Below are 19,554 nucleotides of genomic sequence, written 5' to 3' on the forward strand. Positions count from 1 at the left end.
TCATCCTCTCATAATGAACTGTCAATATGAATTTATATTCATGAATTAATCTCTTATTGATGGGTATCTTGCTTTATCCTGTCTGCTAGAAGCGAGGCATAGAACCGGATTCCCTCTGGTGTTAGATGAACACCATCGGGGGAGAACAGCTCTTGCCTGCCAGCACTGGCTGCATACCAGTCGATGACAGTCGTGTTCCCGAATTCAGCAGCAACGTCCTGGATACTTTCATTCACGGTATCCTGCCAATCTTTTGGAACGCGTGTCGTCACAATATATATTTGCTTGGCATGATTCAGGGATTCTAGCAAAGACCGCAATTGAGCTTTGCGAAAAGGACCATTCGTACCCAGTTCAAGAAGGATACGATTCCCCAGCTGGCCCTGCGCCTGAAGATCATCGACAATCTTCTGTGCCTGAGACATTTGCCTACCTACCTTACCGTCAATAACGATGCCAGGCAGCATTTGTTCCAGCTCAGGTGCTGCACCGATTAGCAGAGAATCCCCAATTGCGGTAATGCCGTCTTCTGCCTTGGACAAGGATTCATCCTCATGCTTCCCGAACTCATCACTTAGGTTGGTGGATGCCGCTGCTGGCGCCACAGGTGCCAATTCCTGACTCATGGTGGGTACTTCCTCTGCTGATGGCTCCTTCAGGCTATCACTCCAAGCAACCAAAGTCAGGAACAATGGCAGAAGTACCGCTAGCAGTCCGAACCGTCTCTTTCGAATCCAATGCAAAGTTGCTCTGATGTTCCCCCTACGAAAAGGCTCTTCAATATACGTGTAGGACAGAGCAGCAAGGATGGCAGTAGCCAGCAGTTGCAACAGGATATGTGTAAAGCTCGACTTTTCTGTATGGGTGACAGGATTCGTCAAAATGATGACAGGATAGTGCCAGAGATAGAGACTGTAAGATCGTTTGCCAACCCATACAAGCGGCCTCCACCCCAAGATGCCATTCACTCTGCTGGCAGGATGCACCAGTACAGCGATCACCACCGCACTGAGAATGGATAAATATACAAAGCCGCCGCGGTATAGAAAGTCATCATACTCATTCGTAACACACATCAGTCCCAGCAGCAGGACCATTCCTAATCCCCCTATGGAATCAAGCGCCGAACGAGCGGGCCGCGTAATCCTGCCGCTTAATTTCCAGCTAGGCCAGATCACCGCCACAGCAGCTCCAATCAGAAGGGCAAATGCCCGAGTATCTGTTCCATAGTATACGCGGCTTGGATCGGTACCCGGCTCATACATCAAGCCCATTGTCATAGCTGATATCGCGGCACCTATGAGAATCCACAGCATCAATCTACCTCTACGCAAGACCAGCTTTATCCCCAATATGAGGATAATGGGCCAGAGCACATAGAACTGCTCCTCGATGGAAAGTGACCACATATGGCCGATCGGCGAGGGTGGACCGAAGCTTTCGAAATAGGATACTTCACGAAAAATGAGATACCAATTATTCACATACAGCAGTGAAGTAAGGAAATCTCCATGTAAGGCTTGCAGCCTTGGAGCGTCCAGGATAAGTAGCCAGCAAGCAACAAAAAAGAGCATCGTGACCATAGCCGGTAATAACCTTCGAGCTCTGCGAATCCAAAAATCGACAATGAGTAGCCGCCCCTTCGTTCTCCATTCCATGATGATCTGATCTGTAATCAGATAACCAGATAATACAAAGAAGATTCCCACACCCAGCAGACCCCCCTGGGCCCACTTTGCATCCAGATGATAGGCTATCACAGCAAGGACAGATATTGCTCTAAGACCATCTAATCCAGGTATGTAGCGCTTGTCTTTTGACTTTTCTAATGGCTTGCCTATCGCCCTTCTGATTGGTCGCCTATTTCTGTCCATTAAGCTTCAGTCCTTCTTCGCTGCAGGGTATTTCTTGCTCACATTCAATATACCGAGCAGATGTCGCCAAGATTTGATCAACATGTAAACAAGTTGTCACAAGCGAAGAATGTATTTGAGGAATATATTAAATAAAAAGGAGCACCCCTATCTCCGTAAACCGGAATAAGGATGCTCAGGAAGGGCTATATGCAATTACAAACTATACACTGGGCTGTAGAGTACGATGCTCAAGCCATTTGATTATCGAAATTCAATGATGAATGTCTGGCCGTCCTTCGTATCGGGGGCTATGGCTTGCGAAGTAGAGAACATCTTTTGTCCACGAATGAGCACACTCTTGTTATCTTGACTCCAATAGATTTCATTCGCGATCAGCCCACGGTAGACAGGTTCGTTAGAGAGAATATTCTTCCCCTGAACCTTCCCGACATAGAAAACATCATGATCATATAAAGAATAAGCAATACTCTTCTTGTCGTGCGACAGTTGAAAGTAATTCACCTTCTCCAGCAATATGGACAGTTCACTGCTACGCTTATCGTATACATACAAGGTTCGATCTGCACCGAGGAATACAAATTGATCCGCTGTAAGCCAAGCATATTGCTCCGCTGCCCTTTCGCGCTCATATTGAACTCTAATGCTGTCTCCACTGATCGATCCCAATAGCAGATTGGCCCTGCCATACGAACCAGGTGGATAAGTAGTACACAATACGCTTTCTCCATCATCGGACATCTGTACGGTAAGAACTGACCCCTTTGAAGTCAGGTCCCCTAGCGTATAGGACTTCGTTGTCTTCGTAACTACATCATAGGAGCGAAGCCTGCTTTGCTCTTCCTGATAACCTACTAATAGATAGCTCAGGTATTTACTGTTGTTCGACCAGGACACATCCTGTAGAAAAAAAGAGTCATTGTTGCTGATCTTGGCTACTTCTGCCTCCTGACCATCCGTTAAGGAAATGATCTTCAACGTAATCTGCGAGGCTGACCTTCTGATCTGGCTAACATATTTCCCGTCAGGCGACAGCAGCATCTGAGCGTTAATATGATCAATTCGAGGAACCACCTTGCTTTGCTCGTAAGGTGTGGCCACGCTTCTTAATTCAGACTGATCGGTTATTCCTTCATTTTGGGTAACAGCAAGTACAGCATTAGAAGATGTCCAACCTAATAAGGCGTCCGAGTTCGTGATTTCATCAGGAAGACGATAAATTGTATGGACCTGGAATGGATGAGAATTAGGCTCTTCTATATTCATATCTTCTTGACCAGGTATAATGACGGTCTCCGTTGTAGATCCCATACTGCAGCCTGTCAAGAGCATCATGACACATGTCAGATACATTAGAAGCAATGTAATGTGTTTGTTGTTCATAACGATGTCCCCGTCCTTACGATCTTCAAGCCATCAAATTCTACAGTAACAATGGTGTGATCCTCCTGATTAAGGATTTTTATCGTTCCTCCAGATTCATGCACGATAGATTTTACGATGCTAAGTCCCAGTCCAACGCTGCCCTCTTCTGATCCACTGGGGTCGGCTAGAAAGAAGGGCTCGAACCAATCAGTCAATGAGTCTGCCTCTATAGGATCACTTGGATTATCAAACACAAAGCGGATTTTACCATCGGCTTGAAGTGCCTTCACGTTGATTTCCGAGAACGATGCACTATATTTAATCGCGTTGTCCAGCAGATTGATAAAAATCTGGCGTAGCCTGTCCTTGTGGATCACAACCATCAGCTCGGGCTGAATTTCATACTTTATTTTTTTCTTATAACGCTGCGCCCGGATCGTCATGGACTCACACACATCCTGTAGAATCAGACCCGCCTCGACCTTGTCGGATTCCTCTGCTGTTACGTTTTTACGCGAGACTTCAAGGAGCTTCACTACCATGGCATGTAATCTCTTGCTTTCCTCAATGATATGATTCATTCCTTTATCAAAAAAGCTTCGATCCTGCTCGCCGTTCTCACGAATTAATTCGGCATATCCCAGAATGGATGTGAGAGGCGTCTTGAGCTCGTGAGTCACGTTATCAAAAAATAGCTTTTCCTTCCGGTGAAGCTCCTGAAGACGATCCCGATCCTTTTTGATAATCGTAATTTGTTTGCTGATCTGGTCAATCATATCGTTAAAATTGTCCGCTAACCTACCGATCTCGTCTTGCTGCTTCACCTCAGCTCGCACGTCCAGATTCCCATTTTTCACTTCCGTGGATAACCGACTTAGCTTGATCAAGGGAACCGTAATATGTCTCGACAGAACATACGAGAAGAGGAAGGCCGCCACAAAAATGGCCAATGACATGTAAAAGATGATATCCAGGACCCGACCACTTTGCTGGTATAACAGGCTGAAATCCTTGGAGAAACGCAGTATCCCCACTCTCGCTCCATCAATAACGACAGGATAGGAGAAGAGAGCCACAGCACTGCTGTGGTCATAGGTGATGCTATAAGCCATGTTGCCATTCACAGCCTGCTGCAGATCATTCTCTTGATGCTGTCCGAACATAGAGTTGTCCGAGGCATGGAGTAATTCGCCTTCCACTGTGTAGACACCTACGGCGCTGCCTGTCGCATGATGTAGATCATTCGCCATTTCCTGAGCCATTTCACCAAAATACAGAGTATTGCTTGTGAAATGATTAATGAGAAACGCCTGACGAACATAAATGTTACTGTTGTTCTTAAGCCCCACTAACTCTGAGGTTACGAGCTTCTGATTGCTGGACTGAATGAATTCCTTAACCGTCTGATTAAGAATAAGAAAAGAGAGGAAGAAGATAAGAAAGAATCCTACAAGAAATTTAACACTGATTCTCTTCATGATTCTTAATCCACCTGTTTTACAAATTTATACCCGATACCGAACACCGTATTAATATAATTACTGGCGCCTAGCTTCTTGCGCAGTCGCTGGATATGAGTGTCTACTGTACGTGTATCGCCTACAAATTGATACCCCCATACCAAATCGAGCAAATCCGAGCGAGTAAATGTCTTTCCCTGATTCCTGAATAAGGTCATCAGCAAGTCATATTCCTTGGGGGTCAGCTCCACAGCTTGCCCATCGTTCTTGACGAGTCGTTCCTCGGTAACAATCTCCAGCTTATGAAAGCTTAGAACACCTTTACCATTCTCTTCATGGCTTTCACTTCTCGCAGAATCAAGCCGTCTCAGGATCGTTCGAATCCGGGCAATAACCTCCCGTAAATCAAAGGGCTTTGTGATGTAGTCATCCGCTCCGATTTCCAGTCCAAGGATCTTGTCGGTAATGTCTGATTTAGCTGTAATCATAAAAATGGGGATGTTATAGTCTGCAGTCACCCTTTTACAAATATCCAGCCCGCTCTGATCGGGCAGCATCCAGTCCAGTAACAATAAATCTGGCTTAAATAGCTCCAACTCCTTCATGCCTGCAGCACCGCTTGCAGCAATCCGCGTCTGGAAACCTTCCTTGGAGAGTCCATAGGATAGCAGATCGGCTATCGGCGCGTCATCTTCAATGATGAGAATTTTTGCATTGTTCAACGGATCTTCAACTCTTTTCTTCTTAACGTAACGTTCACAAAGTAATAGCTAATATGGTTGCACCATAGCCCAATAACTAAAATAGATGGTAATCCAAAAAAAATGGGAAATCTGCGTTGTGGGGTCCTTCCTACAAAATAGTCCTTATCGTTCAAGGTAGCAGATACAGCTACCAGACACAATCTTTAAACGGTCTTGTGACAAATTGTTTACATCCTGATCAAACTTTAGTGACATCTCCCCTCTAATATGCTCTATATTCAGTCCTTAATCACAAGGAATGAAAAGTACATATCAAAACCAGGTCTTTCTGGGAGGAGGATATCGGTGTCTACTCGTAATACACTGCAACAGGATAGCAATGCAACAACGATCACACAGGATTCCATGGAAGGAAAAAAGCGCCAAAGAGCCAATCCCTCGGGCTCTGGCCGCCTTATCGCGCTTGATGCTGTTCGGGGACTGGCCGTAATAGGCATGTTTTTGCAGCATTTCGCGCTGAATGAAAGGAACGCCTTTGTTTCAGGGAATACAACCTTGCTTTTTATACTCTGTGGCGGAATCTCTTACTCGATTATGGCCGGACGAATGCTGGGGAAAGGTACCGACATAAAGGTATTTCGTACGCGAATGCTGGCCCGGTCCGTATTCATCGACATCATTGGATATCTGCTGATCATGTTAAATGCTCCGTTCGGTGTGATTCTGCCAGCCTATGCTGGACTGTTCATTCTGGCGTTGCTATTGGTGCGTCGCTCGACCCGGACGCTTGTCTTGACAACAGCAGTTCTGATCTTGATCGCCCCACCTCTGATGCTCCTTGGAGGAAGCCTCCTGTCAGGCACCTACTTACTCAGGGACATTGCTGGTGGTCCAATGTCAGCGCTTGGACTGGCGCCTGCCTTCGTAGCTGGTATGGCGATTGGCCGCCTTAATCTTCAACATGCGCGAACAGCCTTCTTGCTCGTTGTTAGCGGAGGATTCATTATCGCGATCAGCAAACTGCTCGCTACGTTCATTCTGCCTGGTCTTAGTCAGTCATTTGAAGCATGGATCGTAAGCGTTCAGGGCACTGTAGTCAACCAACCTGATCCTTATGCTATTTGGCCGCATAATGTGGATTCTCCGATGTGGCATATGCTTCTGTGGACAGCTCCACACAGTGCTTCTACATTTCAGACACTTATGGGGCTGGGTATCGCGTTCCTGGTGCTAGGAATTGTCTGCCTCATACCGAACAAGCTCTCAGCAGTGCTCAAGCCTTTTGCAGCCGTCGGACGTGTCGCATTGACAATGTATACCTTACAGTTCATTGTGTTCTGGATACTTGAGCTAGCTGGAATTGAACTAGGATTGGGTAGTATGCCATTAGGTGATTTGCTCGTTGCAGTAATAACCGTAGCGATTAGTTGGATCATTGCGCTGCGCCGCACAGGTCCACTTGAAGCCTTCATGAGAAGATTCGACCAAGCCTTCACTCCCGCAGCCGACACGAATAGCGGTTCATCTAAGTTATAGTCAACTGCTATGTTATAACCAGCTACACAAAGTCAATAAGCTTACCTAGTCACTGTGTACAATGCTAGGAAAGCTTATTAACCCTTTTTAAGGTAAGTTGGAATTATATAACTACAAAACACTGCATAATGGGTATGCATTGCGAACAAGCTATAATCATTACACTGTGAGGAGGATTTTTGTAATGAAACGAATAGTTGCATATGTATTGCCCTTGCTCCTGGTTACAGCCTTATCGGCTCCGGCTTTTGCCCAACACACGACGGATCAAGACATGACATATCAAAACAATAGGGCCAATTACCAAACGAATTCCGTTCGAGCTAATGCAGTAGACAACGATAACAACTCGAATTGGGGTTGGCTGGGATTATTAGGTCTGATCGGATTAGCGGGAATGAGAAAAAGAGTACCTGATCGTTCTGAGCGATAAGTATGCTTATATCCATCAAAGAGCAGTGAGGAAAATCATCCTCCTGCTCTTCGCATTTCCTAGGCCCCACAATACTAAATAATTAAACTATTCAATTAAAAGCTCAAAGATCTTTTACACTTAAGATTTTCTCAAGAAGCAGGGTCACCGGTCCGGTTAGCGCAAAGGCTATAATCGTTCCAATACCTACAACCCCTCCAAGAATAAATCCAGTGCTCAAAAAGATGGCCATCTACGCCAATTCTACCGATGTCATACCGAAGTCCGAATTTGGACTCGACGTATCGCAGAACAGCGTCTAACGCATACATTCCATTGCTGAAATTCATCAACAACACATAAGTCATGGAGAACACGATAAACAATTGGCCGATACGATTTGCGAATACGGAGTAAACCCATCTCAATCGAGATCTTCTCCATTGGAAGCAATCACCTTTTTCATCCAATGATAACTATCCTTAAGATAACGCTTCTTGCTTCCTTTACCATAATCATCTTGATCTACATAAATGAAACCGTACCTTTTGCTCATTTCCGAGGAGGAGCAGCTAACGATGTCGATCGGCCCCCAGGCATAATATCCTCTCAAATCCACCCCATCTTTAATAGCTTCTTTCATTTGCTCAATATGATCCCGGTAATAGTCAACCCGGTAAGGATCGTGGATGGAATGATCTTCTTCCAAACGGTCATGGTAGCCGACCCCGTTTTCCGTAATATAAATTGGACACTGGTACCGATCATAGAACAGATTAAGCAAGGTACGCAGTCCAATAGGATCAATGGTCCATCCCCATGAATTAGCTGGAAGCTCGAAGTTGCGGTACGGACCCGTTTTGTTTTTCAAGCTCTCATTATCAAAAATACGAGTATAATAGTAGGAAAATGACATAAAGTCAGCCGTATGTCGCAGCGCCTCTTCATCACCCTCCGCGAACTCAACCGTAATGTTGTTGTCTTTGAAATAACGGAAAGCATAACCAGGATAATAACCACGGAGCAACACATCGGAGAAGAAGTATTCCATTTGGTTGTTGCGAACGGTAGCGAATACGTCTTCTGGTTTGCTGGTCGCGGGATACGCAGGTCCACCACAAAGCATCATACCTATCTGCAAGTCGGGATTCAGCTCTTTGGCATATTTCGTAATCAAGCCGCAGGCTACCATTTCATTGTGCACACCTTGATATTTAGCGGAGAGCAGATCATCCACAACATCCTCCGCAATACCTAGATGATTAAAGGATTCATGAACGATTAAATTGATTTGATTAATGATAATCCAGTATTTTACCTTGGTATGGTAACGATCCAGGACGACTTGGCTAAAGCGGTGGAAAAAATCAATCATTTCTCGGGAGTACCAGCCTTTATAAGCCAAAGTTAAATGAAGCGGCATTTCATAATGGGACAGCGTGATCATCGGCTCCATCCCATTGGCAATGATCTCGTCAATCAAATTGTCATAAAACTTCAATCCAGCTTCGTTAGGCTGTTCTTCATCGCCGTTTGGAAAAATCCTTGTCCAGTTGATCGACGTACGGAACGTTTTGAGTCCGAGCTCGCTGAGCAGCTTCAGGTCTTCTTTATAGGTATGATAGAAATCAATGCCCCAGCGTTTTGGAAAAACCTTCTCTTTATTCTCGATGGCATTTTTAATATAGTCGGTAGTCAGCTCCAGATTGTATTTTTTCTCTAACGGAATTTGGTCTGTATACTCGTTAATATCTGCTACGCTTAACCCTTTTCCGTCTATATCATAAGCACCTTCAGCCTGATTAGCAGCAATGGCCCCTCCCCATAGAAAGTCGGCAGGAAACCCGGATGGAATGGTTTTCATAGTTTATACTTCCTCTCTTTGCTTATTGGTCTCTAATTGGTGCAATCTCTTATCGAAGCTTTCAAAAATATCAAGCAGCCGCTTGGCCAAGTTAATCTCGCTGTAAACGGTCATTAGCGTATCTTGTGCATGAGCGAATAACACCGAGTAATCTCCTTGCTGGCCTTCCGTTTCTTTTTGGATGCAATTCGTTTGCACCCGATGAGCGATGACGATTTCAGCGTTGGCTAACTTCATTTTTGACCTTGCGCCGTCAAACTCAGCATCCTCAATGTCCTTTAATGCCTCCATACAGTGCTTTCTTGCTTCTCCTGCATGCAAAATGATTTGCATCGCTTCCTGAGCCACTTGTTCCGATGTCATGATTATGATCTCCTTAACAAATTAATGGGCTTGCTGCGCTTCCTTCTCAACCTCTTGTTTCTCGTACGTTTTGAAAAATGGATACCAAATCAGCGTAGCTACAACAACACAGATCAGCATCAGCATTATGCCTGTGACCGTTCCCGTCGTGATCCAGGTGGAGATCGGAAACGGGACGTACCACATATCGAATATCACTTTTGGTATAGGAGCAAACGGAATCACTTTCGTTCCGAACCACACGATTGCAGGCAGGACAATACCAATGATCCACATCGGAATCATCAATAACGGATTCCATACGATGGAGCCGAATATTAAAGGCTCGTTGATGTTAAAAATGGAGGGAACCAAACTTGCCCGTCCCAGAGCTTTCAGTTTGGTGCTTTTGGAGAACATATGCATAACAAGTAATGGCAATGTACAGCCAACCCCTCCCACCCACAGGTAAGCGGAAAATATCGTCTCTGATGTAACCAGATTGTGCGCTCCCATGGTCGCATTTGCGGTGATCGCCGCCAGGAAAATGGGTTTGGTTACCGGGGTCAATACCCAACTGGAAATCCCCATGGAATACAGGAAGCAATAAATAAACAGAATCAGCATAAATCCCCAAGGGCTTTCCGTGATGTGGGCCAGCGGCATAAATATATTCAGAATGATGTTGTAAATATCGACATGAACGATATCGACTAGCAGCCAGGCTATAATCAAAGTGATGCCAATCGGAAGCATCGAGTCGAACCAGGATCTGACAAAGTCCGGGATAACGGACTCTTCCTTGAAGAAAGAGAATCTTCCGAACAAGCTCATCACATAGCCGGTAAAAAGAGCAGCGATGATGGCAACGAACATTCCCCCGGTTCCCAGCGAACTATGATTAAAACCGACGGTACCATCCTTGACGACTTGAGGAGACACAATGATCAGAAAAGTGATCAGACCTGTACATCCGGCAATAAAGCGCTGTTTTCTTAACTTCTTTTTCTCCATCAGGTTGAACGGTATGAGAAAAGAAACTAACAGTGAAAGCATCCCCATCGTCCATCCGAACGGTACCCAGAAATTAGGGTAATTCGGTATTTTGTATAAATCACCTGGTATCGTCAGCAGGCAAAATACCGATCCTAGAAGAATGAAAGGTAACAGCTGCATGACAGAATCCTTGAGTGTCACAATCCAAACATTATTGTTGACCTTATTCATCTTTGGAGAGAAGTCATTTTTGAGCCATCCGATGAAGTTATTCATTGTCCTTATCCCCTTTAAATGTTCAACTCGCTTAACAAATCATCCAAGGCTTCTTCCCCGTTTAAGGTTGAATAATACGATGGCTTCATTAAGAGCACTTTAACATCCGTACCTTGCGTGAGCTCCTTAATGTCATCCATAATATAAGCCAAGTGAGGACCCACTAATAATGCATCAATATCATCAATGTAATTTTCAATTTCTGCCTCTCCTCTGGCTTTGATCTCCATATTCAGGCTTCTTTTTTTAGCAGCCTTGCGAAGATTGGCAGCCATAAACCCGGAGCTTGCTCCCGACCCACAGATTAGCAACACGTTTAGCACTTCTTCTGCATTTGCCATGGTAATCATCCTCGCTTTTCTATATAATCGTGTTGTGACAGCGCTGTCATCCTTACAACCACACTATATTACAATTTCAAAGCCGCTCTCAAATAAAAAACTGCACTCCTAAGGTGAAAGATTTTAAAGCGAGGAAACGCCTATGAAAACACAGTATATCGATTTAATTCATTATTTAAGCAACTGCACGCATTGGATACCGTCGCAAAGCTTGGCAGATCGATATGGCGTGTCCAAACGCACGATCAAGTCGTACATTGGTGAGATTAATCAGCTCCACCATGGGTTAATCCTCTCGTCGAATAAAGGCTATAAAGTTGATACGGATCAGGTAAACACCTTTCTGAGTAACGAACAAACGGCCATCCCTCAGATGCAATCCGAACGAATTGCCTATATTCTGAAAAAAATAGTGCACACCAATCAACCTATTTATATACACGATTTAAGCGATGCGCTGTTTATCAGTGAATCAACGCTGAGGCTGGATTTGAAGCTGATCAAGGAAAGGCTTGCCAAAAGCAATCTGGAATTGAGCTGGGCCAAGAATCATATTGATTTGCGAGGCAAAGAAAAGGACAAGCGTAAATTAATGAGCAGCATTTTGTATGAAGAGGCAAACGGAAGCTTTATCGACGTCGATAAAATCAAGAGTTTTTATAGCGAACTGAACGTAGATTACATTCGAAAAGTCGTTGTGGAGACCTTTTCTTCCCACCACTTTTTCACAAATGATTTTTATTTAACGAACGTGATCATTCATATTACCATTGCGCTGGATAGAATGAAGCATGATTTCCAATTTTTGAATAAGGCCGTAGATTTTCACACGGACAATGCTGCATATCAGATTGCCAGAGAGATTGCCTCACAATTGGCAGCCTATTTTCACGTCCAATATTCAGAAGAGGAAATCGCGGATTTGGCGCTTCTGATTTCGTGCAATGGTACAAACGTCAACTTTACGCAAATCGAAGTCAGCGATCTGGAACGAATCGCCGGGAGCGACTGTATTGATTTGGTCAGCGAAATCGCATTCAACTTGCACAAGTATTACTATATCAGTATTGCCGATGCTGATTTTATTACCCGTTTCACGCTGCATGTTAAAAACCTGTTGATGCGATTAAACAACAACCATTCAACGAAAAATCCGTTAACGAGCACGATCAAAAAGGAATGCCCTCTGATTTACGATTGCGCTGTACATGCATCCCTTGTGATTAAAGAACGAACCGGTTATCGGATCAGTGACGATGAAATTGCTTATTTGGCTTTTCATCTGGGGTATGCCATTGAATTGCAGCGGCAAACCAACGTAAAAATCTCGTGTACAGTGCTGTTTCCACTCTACTACAACATGAATGTACAAATGATCAATAAATTGCAGCAGTATTTTGGTGACGATATTTCGATTCATTCGATCGTTACGGACGAAAGCGACTTGAATTACACCTCTAGTGATTTCATTATTTCATCCGCCCAGCTACACAAAATTCCGGAAGTGCCCTTTGTCGTGATTACTCCCTTTTTTATCGAAAGTGACCGCGAGAAAGTATCGGACAAAATATTTGAGATAAAAGAGCATAAGAAGAAAAATCAATTCAAGCTCCATCTGGAATCCTTTCTGGACGAAAGGCATTTCTGCCATTCCACGGAGCAGTCTGAGAAGGAGGATGTTTTACGGTTTATTTGCCAAATTCTGAATCGGGATGGCTATACGGACGAGGATTATTACTCCAAAATCCTGGAACGAGAAACCATGTCGTCAACCGCATTTGGACAGGTAGCCCTACCCCATGCGATTAAAATGGAGTCCCACAAAACGGGCATGTTCATCTATCTGAATCCGAATGGGATCAAATGGGATCATTCTATCGTGAAAATTGTGTTATTAATCACCGTGAGCGGAGAAGGAAGAAAGATTTTTCGTGACGTATTCGATTCGCTCGCTACCATATTAACGAATGATACCCATGTGAATGTCCTCTCTTCCCTGGATAATTTCGAGGACTTTATCAACCAATTAATCGCCTGCTGGGAGTAATCGTTCGGCATCTCCCAGCAAAGGCGATTATCATTGATGTCCATTTCCCGGCAGGGATAGAGGACTTGCGCCTTTGGACGTAGCTCTCCTGAGAGCACTCGGCACGGTATGGCTTCTGTGTCAGATTTCGACGGAGTTCTCGGCAAATGGAGGCATGATGCCTGCCTAATTCACGGGCAATTATTCTGGCACTACTCCCCTGCTAGTGGAGGATTTCTAGCTTGCTGCGCATTCATTAAGGTGTCTTAACATAAAAGAGTCCTAGGTAGTTTCTTCAAAGATGTGATTCGATAACAAGTCATTTAAACTAATGATTTTACTTCCTTTACTTTCATAATAGCACAGCATTTCGTCAATTTTTCTTTTATCATAACTTGTAATGCAATCTGATAATACATTAACGCTATAATTTGCTTTACGTAAGTTGTAGCAGGTTGATTTCACACAAGCAACAGCATCTGCTCCTGTTATGTAGAAATCACATATTTGATTTTTGCTAATATAGTCTGTGAACTCTTCACTGCTCAATGCGCTTCCTTTGTATTTTGTAAAAATATTTTCGGATACCATGTTTAAATCTGGAGCTAATTCAGATCCGCGAGTATGGGGTTTAAAAGTCCTCGTGCCGTCTGATAAGTTTTCATGCCTAACGTAGATCACATGAATATCCTTATCCACTGCCCATTTTATTGCTTTATTGATATTATCAATTATTTCCTTGTAATTCTTTGTTATGTCGTTTTGAATATCTATTACGACCAAAGCTTTTTTCACCATAAGGCTTCCTCCTCGTATTGGCTTGTCTGATTTTCATCATACTATTCAATTATTGACAACAGTATGGCAATAATCGAATACTGATAAAAAGAAATTTTGACACAAAAAAGCCCATTCCTACTCAGGGTTCAAGCGGGAACGAGCTTTGGGAAGTTTATGGGTAGTTACAAACTGTTAACAGACCTATGTCTCAATTTCAAGATCGCCTACATTATTGAGATTTATAGTATATGTAGATTAATGAATCTTTGGAGGTTCTGACTGCATCGCATCATTAAGCTGAGCCAAAAAAACACCTTCGTTCGGGCCAGGGTTATTCCGAAATACTTCTGCTTCTTTGACCAGAACTTCGTCTATATCCGTGGCAAGTAGCTTTAGCGTTGCATCAATAAATGAAAGCGGCATCGCACGTGGCTCATCATTATTGCTCTGAACCCACGGTGGTACAATTTCTATTACTTTTACCGAAGTATCTTTAAGCATGTATCTTTGGGACAGTGTATAGGTATGAAGTGCTGCCTTCGTCGCAGAGTATATAGCAGTTGCCGCTAGTGGTACAAATCCAAGAATCGAATTTCCAAAATCGAGACAAGCTATTATCGATGCTTTTATGAGGCTGATGTCGGAAAAGGAATTTGAGAGCATAACGATCAACCAAATTGCGGAGGGAGCAAATGTCAATCGAGGAACAGTATACTTGCATTTCGATGACAAGTACGATCTACGCGAGCAATGCATGCAATCTCAAATTAACCAGTTACTACAACATTGCATGTCTGAAAAAACCTTGAACCATCTCCCTTCTAAAACCTCGCTACATCGCGCGTTTGAATATTTGGAGCAGCATGCTTCTTTCTATTCCATAATGCTCAAGAGCAAGGGAGGCACTGTTTTTCGAAACCAAATGGAGACCATGCTCAAAAAAAGCCTGCATCAGCATCTTGATTCGATCAATCCCGATCCAGAAATGAACAGGGAAATTACGGTACAGTTTTTAATAGCAGCGACAGTAGGTGTATTAGATTGGTTTATTATCCGTTAAATTCCATATCCGGCACCGGTCATGGTTGAACAATTTTGGTGCTTGCTGAACCCAGGTGACAAGGGCCAGGAACATCGTTCCATTGGAAGTTGCTGATTTGGCAGTGTCTGAGAGACTGGGCGAAATCGACTTTTCAAACCACAATAAATCAGCAGCATGTAGTGCAATAACATATACTCTCATGACATCACACCAAATAGGTATTATGTTTATTGCGGCGGATGTAAACAATAAATAGAAATAATACAAGAGCAGCGAGGCCAATCCTTCTGCTCCTTTTTGTCTGGTAACACTTTTATTTAGTTGAAGTAAGGGGGAAAATGTAGTCTGCTGAATTCAAACACTATGTAATATATATAATTATAAAAAAGGCTCCACCAGCGTTAGCCAGCAGAGCTCTTAAAGTCGTTTTTAAATTCATATTAGATATACAATCAGTTGATTTTAATCAACTCCAAGATCGGTTCAACGAAAATAGCCCCTGTAACGGGGCTATTCCAGATATCCAGCACGTCCTTGTTGCCATCCAGATCCATACCGATGACTATGTAAGTAGCTTTACTCACGATGGTCCCGCTTAACCTTGAAATGGATGGCATCCAGAAACACGATAGCATACGTCGGTTGCAAGGAACGGTTGTATAGTCACATCGACTATTGAATAAACTCTTTGACCATCCAATTTAAGAATCTCTCTTTTTCCTCATAGTGTGGATAGTGCGCCGACTGTTCATAAGAAATGAACTCTTTTTGTTCCGCTTCAATTCCTTCAAAAAATAACTTAGCAGCTAGTGAGGAGGTCATATAATCGTAATCACCCATAACAAAATAAATGGGTAGATCCATCTCAGTCACCCTAGAAGGCAGGGAATTCACCATGGCTTCCCCTATCAAAATTTCTTGTGAATAGCTCATCCCTTTCGTGTGACGAAATGTATCTACGATGTTGTATTCACTGCTTAACGCCTTTCCCCAGAAGCTCTCATCTGGATTTTCCATCAACCTTGCTGCACCGCCATATTTCTTCACGTATTGTCGTGGCGTAAACGCCTGACCTTGCTTTATGGCTTCAGCAACCTGTTCCAGTTCTTGAACATCTTTTTCATTTCCGGCTAGTCGAGCTTGCTCGACGACATAACTCCAACTCTCTGTCTCGCTCAGAAGCACATCTCCAACTTGACCTATACCGATGTAGGCTTCGAATTTCTCAGGTGCTTTCTGTGCAGCTAGTGTACCAATGTATGTGCCAAATGAATGGCCGATCAGTATCACCTTTTTCTTACCTAAACGCTCAGTAGTGTAGTCGGTGATAGCCAATAAATCCTCAACCAGTAAATCAGCTGAAAGATTAGAATAGTCCTCGGAAAAATGATAGGATTTCCCACTTGCACGTTGATCATAGTTTACTACCGTAAACCGGGATTCCAATAAATCTTGGTTTTTCTTAGCGAATGGAAGCTCCGATGATGCTGGACCACCATGTACAAAGAGAATAACCGGATTATCCAAGTTATGACCTCGAATCATAATCGCATGTTTAGACCCATTTATGTCTACTTGCTCCAACGTGCTAATCCCATTCTTCGTTTTTATTTTCGGAGTCCATGTAGGAAAGTACAAGACTACGAGTGAAAGGATGAGAATAGTAACACCTGTCCCTAAAATCGTTTTCTTCCATTTATTCATGCTAGTAATACCCCTCTCTTTTTCAATTCAGGCACGCGACGGTGCTATTTGCTTGCTTTGTAAGCATAGACCTTAAAAGTCATACTTACATAGTGCGGTTTAGTAATGATTAAAGGTATGACAAAAAAAAATCGGCAACCCAGATGAGTTGTCGATTCTCAAGTTCATAATTAAACACATTTAACCTTGCTAGCCATCCATCATTCCTGAATCTCTTGCCTTACGTGTTGCCTCTTTCCGTCCCTTTACATCCAATTTAGAATAGATCGAAGAGATATAGTTTTTAACAGTTCCTTCACTAAGAAAGAGCGCTTCGGCAATATCTTGATTTCGCAAACCGGATGCAAGCTTGTGAAGAACTTCAATTTCGCGTGCGCTTAATCCGTAATCATTATTTTTTGGAGCTACGGCCTGGGGCATATTTCTAAGCATCTTGCGCGCCATTTCCTGAGAAATTAAAGTCCCCCCTGTGTGCACGACTCTTATTCCTGCGGCCAGTTCCTTGGGACGGATGGCTTTGAGCAGGTATCCTTCTGCTCCATTGCTCAAAGCCGTAAGAACATAATCCACTTCCTTGTAAGAGGTCAACATTATAATTTTGATAGCTGGAAATTGCTTTTTAATCCGTAACGTTGCGGTAACACCATCCATAACAGGCATATTAATATCCATTAACACAATATCGGGTTGAAATTGCTTACTACATTCGATTGCTTCCTCTCCATTTTTGGCCAATCCGACAATTTCAAAATCTTCTTCAAGAGAAAGAACAATATCAAGACTTTCCAGAATTAGCTCCTGATCATCGGCAATTAATATTTTAATGTTCTGCACGCAGCATCACCCCACTTAATGGAATTTCACATCTGACCTCGGTAATTGTAACCGCTCCAGATGAAGAGGAGAGGATCAGCCTGCCCCCTAGGTGCTGAATCCGTTGCTCCATGGTGGTTAAGCCAAAACCATAATCCAGTTTATCTATGGGCTTACCATTATTTTGAATCACCAAATGCAAGACTTCTTCAGCAATATAAAGTTTTAATTGCAGTGCGGATGCTTTCCCATGTTTCAACGCATTCGTAAACGATTCTTGAATTACACGAAGGATAGCCTGCCTTGCTTCAAAACGCATGGGTTGCTCAGTCAAGGGCAAGTCCAACGTAACATGTGTCCCTGTATGCTCGCTAAAACTAGTCGCAAGGGTCTCAATTTGCTTGTATAGGCAGTCATTATCATCTCCCCCTATTTCGTGAACGATCTCTCTAATTTCGTCCAGGTTTCGTTCAGCTAAAGTTCGCAAACGAGTAAGGCGCTCCTTCACCTCTATAGGCTTACGATCCATAAGAGCGATAGCCACATCCAGACTCATAATCATCGAGATAAATGAGTGGCCCAGTGAATCATGTAGTTCCTTGGACATCCGATTTCTCTCTTCCACTAAAGTCATTTGTTCGACCTGAGCAGCGTAATGAATTAACAATTTGTTCTGATGTTCAACTTCAACGGCTAAAGCATTTTTCTGATGATAGGCGTTAGCTATAAAACTAACCCAGATCCCAATAAAGCAAAATAACAGGTTATCAATACCCATGCTCATGCTTTGATTCAAAGTATATCCCTGATAAATTTGCAAGCCGAACGGTAGCAAAAATATAACAGGAAGCACCCAAAACGTCTGTCTGGTCAATAAATAACCCATGATCAGACTGGGAAGCAAGTAATCGGAATTGAACATGAATTCAGGATGAATCATGGAGTTAACATAGTAAGACCCGCCGAGTATAATCTCGACTATGCAAAACCATGTTTTGTTTATCCTCCGTTGTGGGAACCAAAACCACATCGGAACAAAAAAGGCTGCCAACAACCAGATTATTTCCAATTGGAGTTGGACAAGATCTTTTGAAGCAGTCACAATTCCAATGGCAAGTAACAAATAATAATAAGATCGAAGCAAAAAAATGCTCCAGTCCATAAAAGCAATTATCTTCTTCACTTGTGTACTCCTCCAGCCTGGTCATCGCTCCGAAATCGAGTAGATAATCTAAACTGCTTGATCACCGGACATCCAAACACTATCTCCCTTCTCCAAAGCCACACTATTGCTATTTCCCTAAGACCTCGATGAAATTGATTAAAGCTGTATCATAAATTGAACAATTTCAATGATTAATAACTAAGATAGTCTACCACTGTTTTTTACAACAGCAAAGTGAAGCGCACTGCAAAATTCAGGGTTATTATTGGATCTCATATAACACAGTACTATATTTATCGGATACTCTAATTAACGATTCAGGTATACAATACAATACTCTCACTCCGTTACATCCTGGATGAAATTCCGCGCAAAAACAAGTTCATCAGCAGTATACTTATTTGGAAAATTCATGAATCGTTGAAGTCTACTACAGTTTGACCGATATAAGAACAGTGTTAGACAGTGAAGATTTCACGGAACTGCTAGCGTACATAGCCGACTACTGATCTATACTCCGGCTTATCTCGATAGAATCAGGAGCGCGAGGCTGTAGCGCAGTGCATGCAACTGCGTGGAACCGGATCTTCCGTTCTGCAATCGGGGTACGCTTGATAGATACACCCGACGCGTCTGGAGAGAACCAGGAGACAACATTTTTTGCTTCTCAACAAACTAAATATATATCATCAAAAACGAGCAGTCTGCTAATTACAGACTGCTCGTTTTTGCTTATCTCCTAGGTTAAGTTGTTTCTCTTCAATGTATTTCCCAATTTCCTTTGCACTTGATGATTTTAACATAAGTATTCCTCTTCACTTGATTATCCGTTATTAATGGTTAAATTTTAACAC

15 protein-coding genes and 4 pseudogenes are annotated in these 19,554 nt (G+C 43.1%); 4 read left to right on the plus strand and 15 right to left on the minus strand.

All coding sequences use genetic code 11. From position 1 onward, the window contains the following. Positions 1 to 53: 53 nt before the first annotated feature. From D328_RS0103100 to D328_RS0103115, 4 genes are all read right to left on the minus strand, one after another. Entirely contained in the window at positions 54 to 1,874 is a 1,821-nt protein-coding gene (locus tag D328_RS0103100) for an acyltransferase family protein (RefSeq protein WP_033411991.1), read from the minus strand. A 243-nt stretch (positions 1,875 to 2,117) separates the two neighbouring features. Further along, positions 2,118 to 3,257, minus strand: a complete 1,140-nt coding sequence (locus D328_RS0103105) for a hypothetical protein (protein ID WP_018883491.1) — start codon at positions 3,255 to 3,257, stop codon at positions 2,118 to 2,120. Continuing rightward, positions 3,254 to 4,720 carry a HAMP domain-containing sensor histidine kinase gene (locus D328_RS0103110; RefSeq protein ID WP_026280984.1) on the minus strand — a complete coding sequence of 489 codons (1,467 nt, stop codon included), beginning with the start codon at positions 4,718 to 4,720 and terminating at the stop codon, positions 3,254 to 3,256. Before D328_RS0103110 ends, D328_RS0103105 begins: the two co-directional genes overlap by 4 nt. Positions 4,721 to 4,722: 2 nt before the next feature. Further along, entirely contained in the window at positions 4,723 to 5,421 is a 699-nt protein-coding gene (locus D328_RS0103115) for a response regulator transcription factor (RefSeq protein WP_018883493.1), read from the minus strand. 249 nt (positions 5,422 to 5,670) lie between these two features. Here D328_RS0103115 and D328_RS0103120 point away from each other — a divergent pair, with 249 nt between their 5' ends. Both D328_RS0103120 and D328_RS0103125 read left to right on the plus strand, forming a co-directional pair. Then, entirely contained in the window at positions 5,671 to 6,939 is a 1,269-nt protein-coding gene (locus tag D328_RS0103120; protein ID WP_081625202.1) for a DUF418 domain-containing protein, read from the plus strand. 184 nt (positions 6,940 to 7,123) lie between these two features. Continuing rightward, positions 7,124 to 7,372 (plus strand): WGxxGxxG family protein, encoded by a 249-nt coding sequence (locus D328_RS0103125; RefSeq protein WP_018883495.1) that lies wholly within the window; start codon positions 7,124 to 7,126, stop codon positions 7,370 to 7,372. Between the two features lie 403 nt (positions 7,373 to 7,775). Here the strand turns inward: D328_RS0103125 and D328_RS0103135 are convergent, their stop codons facing one another. Genes D328_RS0103135 through D328_RS0103150 form a run of 4 tightly spaced genes read right to left on the minus strand, consistent with a single transcriptional unit; the run spans position 7,776 to position 11,152 of the window. Next, positions 7,776 to 9,215, minus strand: coding sequence for a glycoside hydrolase family 1 protein (locus D328_RS0103135; RefSeq protein ID WP_018883497.1), 1,440 nt, complete (start codon positions 9,213 to 9,215; stop codon positions 7,776 to 7,778). Positions 9,216 to 9,218: 3 nt separating this feature from the next. After that, complete coding sequence (locus D328_RS0103140) at positions 9,219 to 9,578, minus strand: PTS lactose/cellobiose transporter subunit IIA (RefSeq protein ID WP_018883498.1); 360 nt, start codon at positions 9,576 to 9,578, stop codon at positions 9,219 to 9,221. 21 nt (positions 9,579 to 9,599) lie between these two features. Beyond that, positions 9,600 to 10,829: a PTS sugar transporter subunit IIC gene (locus tag D328_RS0103145; protein ID WP_018883499.1), complete on the minus strand. Its 1,230-nt coding sequence runs from the start codon at positions 10,827 to 10,829 to the stop codon at positions 9,600 to 9,602. A gap of 14 nt (positions 10,830 to 10,843) precedes the next feature. Beyond that, positions 10,844 to 11,152 carry a PTS sugar transporter subunit IIB gene (locus D328_RS0103150; RefSeq protein ID WP_267879780.1) on the minus strand — a complete coding sequence of 103 codons (309 nt, stop codon included), beginning with the start codon at positions 11,150 to 11,152 and terminating at the stop codon, positions 10,844 to 10,846. 160 nt (positions 11,153 to 11,312) lie between these two features. Here D328_RS0103150 and D328_RS0103155 point away from each other — a divergent pair, with 160 nt between their 5' ends. After that, positions 11,313 to 13,217, plus strand: a complete 1,905-nt coding sequence (locus D328_RS0103155; RefSeq protein ID WP_018883501.1) for a BglG family transcription antiterminator — start codon at positions 11,313 to 11,315, stop codon at positions 13,215 to 13,217. Positions 13,218 to 13,254: 37 nt separating this feature from the next. Here D328_RS0103155 and D328_RS31785 read toward each other — a convergent pair. The 3 genes and pseudogenes from D328_RS31785 to D328_RS28270 all read right to left on the minus strand — a co-directional run. Continuing rightward, positions 13,255 to 13,449: pseudogene (locus D328_RS31785) on the minus strand (helix-turn-helix domain-containing protein); the annotation flags it as partial. Positions 13,450 to 13,478: 29 nt separating this feature from the next. Beyond that, entirely contained in the window at positions 13,479 to 13,994 is a 516-nt protein-coding gene (locus D328_RS0103160) for a cysteine hydrolase family protein (protein WP_018883502.1), read from the minus strand. Between the two features lie 237 nt (positions 13,995 to 14,231). Beyond that, positions 14,232 to 14,570: pseudogene (locus D328_RS28270) on the minus strand (SDR family NAD(P)-dependent oxidoreductase); the annotation flags it as partial. On the opposite strand from D328_RS28270, the pseudogene D328_RS30950 reads away from it, so the two are divergent. Then, positions 14,563 to 15,132: pseudogene (locus D328_RS30950) on the plus strand (TetR/AcrR family transcriptional regulator). The pseudogenes D328_RS28270 and D328_RS30950 sit on opposite strands and share 8 nt — an antisense overlap. Positions 15,133 to 15,533: 401 nt before the next feature. Here the strand turns inward: D328_RS30950 and D328_RS30955 are convergent. The 4 genes and pseudogenes from D328_RS30955 to D328_RS0103185 all read right to left on the minus strand — a co-directional run. Then, positions 15,534 to 15,675: pseudogene (locus D328_RS30955) on the minus strand (transposase); the annotation flags it as partial. A 15-nt stretch (positions 15,676 to 15,690) separates the two neighbouring features. Beyond that, the gene (locus D328_RS0103175; protein ID WP_018883505.1) at positions 15,691 to 16,722 is read right to left on the minus strand and encodes an alpha/beta fold hydrolase; all 1,032 of its coding nucleotides are present in this window, start codon (positions 16,720 to 16,722) and stop codon (positions 15,691 to 15,693) included. Between the two features lie 189 nt (positions 16,723 to 16,911). Next, positions 16,912 to 17,556, minus strand: coding sequence for a response regulator transcription factor (locus tag D328_RS0103180; RefSeq protein WP_018883506.1), 645 nt, complete (start codon positions 17,554 to 17,556; stop codon positions 16,912 to 16,914). Beyond that, the gene (locus tag D328_RS0103185) at positions 17,543 to 18,718 is read right to left on the minus strand and encodes a sensor histidine kinase (protein WP_018883507.1); all 1,176 of its coding nucleotides are present in this window, start codon (positions 18,716 to 18,718) and stop codon (positions 17,543 to 17,545) included. Before D328_RS0103185 ends, D328_RS0103180 begins: the two co-directional genes overlap by 14 nt. Positions 18,719 to 19,554 lie beyond the last annotated feature (836 nt).

The sequence above is a fragment of the Paenibacillus massiliensis 2301065 = DSM 16942 genome (assembly GCF_000377505.1).
GTDB classification, from domain to species: Bacteria; Bacillota; Bacilli; order Paenibacillales; family Paenibacillaceae; genus Paenibacillus; species Paenibacillus massiliensis.